This window comes from Hoylesella enoeca JCM 12259 (assembly GCF_000613405.1).
GTDB classification, from domain to species: domain Bacteria; phylum Bacteroidota; class Bacteroidia; order Bacteroidales; family Bacteroidaceae; genus Prevotella; species Prevotella enoeca.
The window spans coordinates 1-4,898 of record NZ_BAIX01000076.1; the positions used below are offsets into that span (position 1 = coordinate 1).

4 protein-coding genes and 2 pseudogenes are annotated in these 4,898 nt (G+C 44.2%); 1 reads left to right on the forward strand and 5 read right to left on the reverse strand.

Annotation, left to right across the window (positions count from 1 at the left end; genetic code table 11):
- From JCM12259_RS12280 to JCM12259_RS12300, 5 genes and pseudogenes are all read right to left on the reverse strand, one after another.
- Positions 1–399 (reverse strand): relaxase/mobilization nuclease domain-containing protein (locus JCM12259_RS12280; RefSeq protein ID WP_025066660.1); only part of this gene is annotated, 399 nt, incomplete at its 3' end.
- Complete coding sequence (locus JCM12259_RS12285; RefSeq protein ID WP_025066661.1) at positions 383–814, reverse strand: plasmid mobilization protein; 432 nt, start codon at positions 812–814, stop codon at positions 383–385. The genes JCM12259_RS12285 and JCM12259_RS12280, both read right to left, overlap by 17 nt.
- 391 nt (positions 815–1,205) lie before the next feature.
- Positions 1,206–1,682, reverse strand: a complete 477-nt coding sequence (locus JCM12259_RS12290) for a DUF3408 domain-containing protein (protein WP_025066662.1) — start codon at positions 1,680–1,682, stop codon at positions 1,206–1,208.
- A gap of 4 nt (positions 1,683–1,686) precedes the next feature.
- A complete protein-coding gene (locus JCM12259_RS12295) occupies positions 1,687–2,667 on the reverse strand; it encodes a toprim domain-containing protein (protein ID WP_025066663.1) in 981 nt (326 codons plus the stop codon).
- 207 nt (positions 2,668–2,874) lie between these two features.
- A pseudogene (locus tag JCM12259_RS12300) lies at positions 2,875–4,311 on the reverse strand (virulence-associated E family protein).
- Positions 4,312–4,789: 478 nt separating this feature from the next.
- Here JCM12259_RS12300 and JCM12259_RS15560 point away from each other — a divergent pair.
- Positions 4,790–4,898 (forward strand): annotated as a pseudogene (locus JCM12259_RS15560) (helix-turn-helix domain-containing protein); the annotation flags it as partial.

Consider the following 4,898-nt stretch of genomic DNA (forward strand, 5'->3'; position numbering starts at 1 on the left):
AGCCCTGTTGCTCACAAAAGTGGTGTCATAGACCTCCCCATACAGGCTGATGCGGCTGGCAATGATATGGATATGTCTGTTGTCGGTGTCCTTGTGTGTTACCGCCACCCATTGATGGTTGTCAAGTCCCATTTGTTTGGCAAACAGATGGGCTATCCGCATCAGTTCGGATACAGGCAACTTTTTCTCGTCCTGCGGTGCAATGCCTATTTCGATACGGAGAAACTTGTTCCTGCAACGGCTGTTATAGTCGCTGACGACTTTCATTTCCTCATAGATGCTCTTTGGCTCCCTGCTGCAAAGATTGTGGAAGGCAAGCCGACTGCCGAGTTTGCCTTCTCTGAAAATATAGTCCAGAGCCGTGCTGCCGTGCGCTATCGCCTTACATTTTCCTATCATCTCTCTTCAAATTTAAGACCTTATATACCTCATCATCCACACGAAAATGCGGGTCGTAAAACCGCTTAAATGCTTCTTTGGCACATAGCGAGAGGTTCTTTGTGATATGTAGCCAATCTTCGTCCTTGACTTTGATGAGGTTGGAAACCTGCCCGTAGAATCTTCCTGTATGCTGAAGAATGGCAATGGCTTCCCTCTCATTGTCTGTCATCTTGGGAACGGCAACCACTTCTCCGTTAAGGAGAATTTCACGGCAGTAGTCGGAGAACTTCCGCCCTACGCTTTCCGCTTTTGACTTGATACGCTGCTTTTCCTCTAAGGTGCATCTTACCTTGATGAACTCCGTCTTGTTCATCCGCACTTCATTTTTGTTTTGCCTCTGCCATTTGGCAGTCTTTTTATTATATCTGTTCATATAAAAGTCCTCTTTTCTTTGTTTTCAATCTTGCTTAATTCCTGAACACTGACCGATGAGAACGGAGTGATTACGGTCTAATCTCCCCGATAATTAAACGAGGGGAGCAAGCGCAGTTTGTGGGTACAAACTGACGTCTTGCAATGTCAGTGATAAGACCATTTACGCACGAGGCGTTTTGCAGCCGAAAAGTGAATGCCGTGCATTCTGTGTTTAACTGTGTTCGTGGTGTTCTCATCGTTCAGATGTCTGCTTGCTAAAAATATGATGTCATATTTGCCCAAATATGACGTCTCATTTACGAGAATATGACATCATATTTTAATGCGATAGTAGGATTAGAGCGGGAAATAAATCTTTTGAAATTCATACCTCGCCCCCCTCCTGCGGTTTATAACCTCCTCCATTTCTCTATGTCCTCACCATACTCCTCCAAATGCGTACGCACGATGTTCTCCACAAAACTTGAAAGGTTGCTGCCCCTGTCGCCCAACCTACGGACGATGAAGTCCGCACGTTCCTGTGTCTCCCTGCTCAGATAAACCGCCTTTCGGTCACTCAGTTTAGTCGGAACAAGAAAAGCCTGCTTGTAGGTTTCGAGCGTTCCCCGTCTCATCTTGGCACTGATACGCCGTTGAACGGTTGCATTCTCTGTGTGCTGTGCAGACTCGGAAGCTATTGCTTCTTGGCAATCTGTTTCCTTTGATGGAGCTTTTGCCTGTGGGTGTTCTTCCTCCTCGTCTTTCTCTCCCAAGTAATATGCAAGACTTTTCCTGTCTGCTCTTTCATTACTTTCCTGTCTGTTCATGTTGAACGCGTCTTTTATGGATTGGTCTATCTCCTTTCTGATTGCTTTTATCTTTTTCATTGCTCTATCGTATTTTTAGTTTGACTTGTTTTACCTTATTGCTTGTTTTGGGTGTTTTCTCCAACTTTTTCTGTTGCTCACGAACACAGCTGACATGATACTCGTTGAGGTCTTTAAAGTTCCCGTAATGTACAGACATGTCTTCTACCTTAAAACCTGCCTTTATCAGCTCCTGTGTTGCTCTCCGCCCCGCGTCGTCGTTATCAAGGAAAATACGGATAGAAGAGACTTGATGGTTGTTCAGGTAGCTGATACTTCTTCCAATGTTGCTCACAGAGTTCATCACAAGGCAGCGGTTATTCACTTCTTCTTTCATTGAAAGGAAAGAGAGAAAGTCTATAAATCCCTCGAACAGGCAGACGGGCTGCACTTTGTTTTCAAATATCGCGGTAATATCTTTCGGGGCAATCGTTCCTTTGAACGTCTTGTCGTCCCGAAGTTCATAGCCGCCGGAGAGGTTGGCAAAGCCAATGGCTTCGTATCTTCTTCCTCTTACCTCATAGCTGATGGATTTGAGAAAGGGCAATGCCTTTTCCAAGTTGATGCAGCGCACCTTTGTAAGATACTCCTGCAAATGTGACGGTAAGGTGTCTGATACATCTATCAGTCTCCTTGCCCCGTTTGCCATTTTCTCTTTTGGTAGTCTGATACTACCATTGCTGCTGTATGCCTTCTCCTTTGAGGATTCGGCATTGTTGCACGCTGTATCAAAGGAAGTGGTCTGTCCCAAGCGGCAGATGGCTTCCGACAGCGTGCAGCCCTCCAGGCGCATACAGAGGTCGATGATGCTTCCACCTCTGCCTTCGGCATAGTCTATCCAGAGGTTCTTTTCCCTGTCCACCTTGAAACTCGGATGCACTTCTTCCCTCAATGGTGAGCGATACACAGCATAGGTCGGTGTTTTGCGGGCAGGCTTGATGCCTTTCTTTTCGAGATATTCCACGATGGAATATCGCTTGATAGCTGATAAATCTTCTTCTTTCATTGTCATAAACTTTAAATGGTTGGATAATTCTTATTTGAATAATAATGGTTGGTTTGAATGATATTTGAATGCCGTTTGAATGAAATCCTCTTTTCTAAAGTTTTTCCCTCCAAACTTTTTTACCATTCTTCTTACTACATACTATTTTAATATAAGTAATTGATAATCAGCAACAGTTAGTAGTATGTGGAGATACTACACACTCTACTACATCTGGCTACTACAAGCTTGAATGAGTGGACATGGCAAGATTTTTCTAATCTTGTAGACATAGATGGGATTCCCACCGTTTCTTCGCTTACTCACCTTTATATATCCTGCTTTCTTCAAGGCTTCGCCCATACGTTTGGCAAGAAGTGGCTGGTGGGTATAAATACCCAAATAGGTGAGTATCTCCGTAGTGGTCATTAACAAATAGTTTTCGTCCTCCGTTGGCTTCTCAAAACAACGCAACAAGAGTTCCATCTCTGCTGTCTGCACTTGGAAGTCCTCGCTCTCCCGATACAGTTCGGCTATCTCGTCATCGTCAAACCAATAGTGAAAATCTGATTTGAGCAAAGCTTTGGCTTCTGTATAGACTTTATCCATTGAGATAGCCTTTGCCCTATTGATATCAATAGACAAGGCCTCAAAGGGCAAAAAACGTCTGCTGCCTGTCGGGTCTGTAAGGAAGTCGTTGCCATTCACCGATGCCACGAAGCTCGCCAAGTGAGGATGTTCCTCCACATATTTGTCATAGGGCATGCGATATTTAACCATCGGACAGGTAATGAGGTTTTTCAGTTCGTTTTCGTCCCGTTTGTTGAGGGCTTTGAGCTGGTCGTCAATGTTTACGATAAGATTCTGCCCGATATAGGTAAGTGTGTCCTTCTCCTGCGGATATATCTTTCCCGTATAACTGTAACCGTGCAGTGCCGGCGGACAGAGCAAATCAAGAAATGTTGTCTTGAACTTGCCCTGTTCGCCTGTCAGCACAAGACAGGTGTGGTTGCGGCACTCGCGGTCGTCCATTGCGTTGGCGACCACCGCCACAAGCCATTTGGTAAGATACGGCAACCATTTGTTAGAATTACGGACAACAACGCAGCTTGCCAAATCGGGAATTGCTTTTGGTGAAAAGAAAGTAAGAACACTACTACCACTGTAACTACCACCATTGCTACAACCATCACCTATATCTATCAATGGCAACCCTTTTAAATACTCCTGCACAGGATTGATACGGGGAGAAAAGCTGCTTTCAATGATGGAATAAAGGTTCTCGGCAGAAGTCGCTATGCTTTCATCGCAATCAAGTTCCCTGCGAAGCGTATTGATTTCATAACGACCGACTTTTGTAAATATGCCGCTGTTCCTACTTCGGTATTCGGTTCTGCCCAATACTGTATTGTATCTAAAATCGTAGTGTGTGGAGAGATAGGTTTCTATCTCTACGTTCTTGGATGAACTACCCCTTCGATGGGGATTTCTCCTGCTGCCTGTATTGCCTGCATCTGCGTTCTTTTTCATTATTCCCTTGAATTAGTTTCCAAGAGTGAAGTTAGGGTGAGAATGCGTAACTTCCAAGCATTCAGAGCCCTCTTGTATAATGTTGCGCTCGTCCGCTTTAAAATTCTTAGGAGAACAGGCTGTCAAGAAGGGCATTTATAGCCTCATTAAGCAAAAAATGGATGACAGGAAAGAAAGGTTAACAGAAATACGGATTGTCGTTGTTTGCTTTCAGATGCGGTCTTTTGCTTTGATTACCTTATTAACCTCATTTGTGCAGTGGCAAGAACATCAATCTGTCTCTTTTGTCCTTGTTATAGCGCCACAAGCTGCCACGTGAATGAAAAGTGATGGAATAAGAAATGTCCGATATTAATTTTGCATAAGACAAGCTGCGCTCGGCAAAGGATAAGTGAACTTTCCTCTGCACTCGCTTGCATTGTCTTTGCAATAAAAGAAAAAAGACGGGGCAGGAAAACGCAAATGTGAACCGATGAAACGGATTGCTCTTTTCCCGATAGTTCCCGATACTTCCCTGCTGTTCCCCACGGCTTTGAGAGGTGTACGCACGCCATTATCTTTGCCGATGGAAACTGGAAAGATTTGAAACAACAAACAATAACAATATAAAATTATGAACTATTACATCATTACAGAAACCAATTGGGCAAAGCTGCGAGATGAAATCTTGAGCCTTGCAGAATGCTGCCACAAAGCATTCGGAGAAAAGAGCAAACACACCG

What these genes read in the sequence shown, in the direction of transcription:
- JCM12259_RS12285 (WP_025066661.1), bottom strand. Translation starts at nt 814, where the DNA reads ATGAACAGATATAATAAAAAGACTGCCAAATGGCAGAGGCAAAACAAA.
- JCM12259_RS12290 (WP_025066662.1), bottom strand. Translation starts at nt 1,682, where the DNA reads ATGAAAAAGATAAAAGCAATCAGAAAGGAGATAGACCAATCCATAAAA.
- JCM12259_RS12295 (WP_025066663.1), bottom strand. Translation starts at nt 2,667, where the DNA reads ATGAAAGAAGAAGATTTATCAGCTATCAAGCGATATTCCATCGTGGAA.